This window comes from Kitasatospora sp. NPDC091257, from assembly GCF_044757675.1.
Taxonomy (GTDB): Bacteria; Actinomycetota; Actinomycetes; order Streptomycetales; family Streptomycetaceae; genus Kitasatospora; species Kitasatospora lactacystinica.
The window spans coordinates 1-2,984 of sequence record NZ_JBIVVI010001118.1 but is presented as its reverse complement, the minus strand read 5'-3'; the positions used below and the strand labels follow the sequence as shown (position 1 = coordinate 2,984).

The following is a 2,984-nucleotide window of genomic DNA, read 5'->3' as shown; positions in this document are numbered from 1 at the left end:
GGGGACAAGGGTCTACGGGGCGGTTCCGTCGGCCTGCTGAGCAGTGTGGTGCTGGGCGTCTCGACGGTCGCCCCGGTCTACTGCCTGACAGCGACACTCGGACCGACCGTCACCGCGGTCGGCGTCCAGATGCCCGCGGTGTTCCTGGCGGGCTTCCTGCCGATGCTGCTCGTCGCGTTCGCGTACAAGGAGCTGAACAAGGACTTCCCGGACTGCGGCACGTCCTTCACCTGGGGCGTCCGGGCCTTCGGCCCCCGGGTCGGCTGGATGGCCGGCTGGGGGCTGACGGTGGCGACCATCATCGTGCTCTCCAACCTGGCCGGGGTCGCGACCGACTTCCTGTACCTGATGCTCGGGGAGATGACCGGCAGCGGCTGGGTCACCGAACTCGACCAGAACAAGGCCGTCCACCTGCTCACCGTGGTCCTGCTGATCGCCGGCGCCACCGCGATGAGCTACCGGGGGATGACCGCCACCAAGTGGTTCCAGTACAGCCTGGTCGGCCTCCAACTGGCCGTGCTGCTGCTCTTCTCCGCCATCGCCATCGGCAAGGCCGCCTCCGGTGACCTGCCCGACTCGATCGGCTTCTCCTTCTCCTGGCTCAACCCGCTCCAGGTCAGCTCGTTCAGCGCGTTCACCGCCGGACTGTCGCTGTCGATCTTCATGTACTGGGGCTGGGACACCTGCCTGACCATGAACGAGGAGACCCAGGGCAGCGCCAAGACCCCCGGCCGCGCCGCGATGATCTCGATGGTCACCCTGGTCGGCTCGTACCTGCTGGTCGCGATCGCCTCCCAGATGTTCGCGGGCGTCGGCAGCACCGGCAACGGCCTCGACAACCCGGCCACCGCCGACAACGTCTTCGCCGCACTGGCCCGTCCGGTGCTCGGCTCGCCGTGGAGCATCCTGCTCTTCCTGGCCGTCGTCGCCAGCGCCGCCGCCAGCCTGCAGACCACCTTCATCCCGGTGGCCCGCACCCTGCTCGCGATGAGCGCCTACCGCGCCGTGCCGCCGCGCTTCGGCGCCGTCCACCCGCGCTTCCGCACCCCCGGCTACGCCACCGTCGCGGCGGGCATCGCCACCGCGGTCTTCTACGTCGGCATGAGCCTGATCAGCGAGAACGTCGTCCAGGACACCATCCTGGCGCTCGGCCTGATGATCTGCTTCTACTACGCGCTGACCGCCTTCGCATGCGTCTGGTACTTCCGCCGCTCGCTGCGCGGCGGTGTCCGCGACCTGCTGCTCAAGGGCGCCGCCCCGCTCCTCGGCGGCGTGCTGCTCACCGCGGTCTTCCTCCAGACCCTCACCGACGCCTGGGACCCGGACTACGGCAGTGGTTCGGTCTTCGGCATCGGCTCGGTCTTCGTGATCGGCGTCGGCATCCTGCTGCTCGGCGCCGCGCTGATGACCTGGTACGGCTTCATCCGGCCGGAGTTCTTCCGCGGCGAGACGCTGCACAAGGACACCCCGGCACTGGTCGTGGAGGACTGACGCCGTTACTGTGGGCTGCATGAAGCGCTTCGTGGGCCTGTGCTGGTGGCCGTCCTAGGACGGCCACCACACCTGCCTGACCAGGGCCGTCCGGGATGGACGGCCCTGCTGCGTTTCCCCGCAGGACGGGTTCCTCGCCCCGGACGGCCGCCACCGCCGCCGCACCGAGGAGAGAGACCTTGACCACCGCCGCCGCCGTGACCACCACTGCGACCACCGCTTCCGCGCGCACAGCTTCCGGGAGCACAGCCTCCGCGACCACCGCTCTCGCGACCGCCGCCGCCGACACGTCCGTTCCGTCCGCCCCGGTCGACGATCCGACCGCCCACCGCGTCCTCACCGGGGACCGGCCCACCGGACCGCTCCACCTCGGCCACTACTTCGGCACCCTGCGCAACCGGGTCCGGCTCCAGGACCAGGGAGTCGAGATGTTCGTCGTGGTCGCCGACTACCAGGTCATCACCGACCGCGACCTCGCCGACCGGCTCGCCGAGCACACCGAGAACCTCGTCCTCGACTACCTCGCCGCCGGCCTCGACCCCGAGCGGGCGACGATCTTCCCGCACAGCGCCGTCCCCGCCCTCAACCAGCTGCTGCTCCCCTTCCTCAGCCTGGTCAGCGTCGCCGAACTGGGGCGCAACCCCACCGTCAAGGACGAGATCACCCACTCCCGGCAGGCCGCCGTCAGCGGGCTGATGTTCACCTACCCCATCCACCAGGCGGCCGACATCCTCTTCTGCAAGGCCGACCTGGTCCCGGTCGGCCAGGACCAGCTGCCCCACCTCGAAGTCGCCCGCACCGTCGCCCGCCGCTTCAACGAGCGCTACCCGCACGCCGACGGCAGCGCCGTCTTCCCCCGACCGCAGGCCCTGCTCTCCGACGCCCCGATGCTGCTCGGCACCGACGGCGGCAAGATGAGCAAGAGCCGGGGCAACGCGGTCGCCCTCGGCGCCACCGAGGACGAGACCGCCCGGATCATCCGCGGCACCAGGACCGACGCCGACCGCCGGATCGGCTACGACCCGGTCAACCGTCCCGAAGTCTCCAGCCTCGTCCTGCTCGCCGCCCTCTGCCAGGACCGCGCCCCCGAGGCCGTCGCCGAGGAGATCGGCGACGGCGGCGCCGCCGCGCTCAAGCGCACCGTCACGGAGTCCGTCAACGAGTTCCTCCGCCCGATGCGCGCCCGCCGCGCCGAACTCGCCGTCGACCGGGGCCACCTGCGGCAGGTCCTGCGCGACGGCGCCGAGCGGGCCAACGCCGTCGCCGACGCCACCCTCGCCGAGGTCCGGGAGGTGATGGGGGCGGCCATCTGAAGAGCGCTCACCCGCCGGAGCCCGCCGAGGCCGTCCGGACAGCGGACCGCCTCCCGCGGACATCGGCCGGTTGACACGGGGCATATCGTCACCGGGCGGTCGCGATCGCCGACCAGGTCGAGCGCTCGGCCCGCCGCACCACCGTGCAGGCCAGGTGCAGGTGGGCCGCCCCGGGCGTAC

The 2,984-nt window shown here is 71.3% G+C and carries 2 protein-coding genes and 1 pseudogene; 2 read left to right on the top strand and 1 reads right to left on the bottom strand.

Translation table 11 applies throughout. From position 1 onward, the window contains the following. The coding region (locus ACIQOV_RS35145; RefSeq protein ID WP_401054902.1) for an APC family permease at positions 1 to 1,491 on the top strand (1,491 nt) is incomplete at its 5' end. Positions 1,492 to 1,670: 179 nt separating this feature from the next. Then, a complete protein-coding gene (trpS, locus tag ACIQOV_RS35140; protein WP_401054901.1) occupies positions 1,671 to 2,804 on the top strand; it encodes a tryptophan--tRNA ligase in 1,134 nt (377 codons plus the stop codon). Between the two features lie 103 nt (positions 2,805 to 2,907). Here the strand turns inward: trpS and ACIQOV_RS35135 are convergent. Continuing rightward, positions 2,908 to 2,984: pseudogene (locus ACIQOV_RS35135) on the bottom strand (cob(I)yrinic acid a c-diamide adenosyltransferase); the annotation flags it as partial.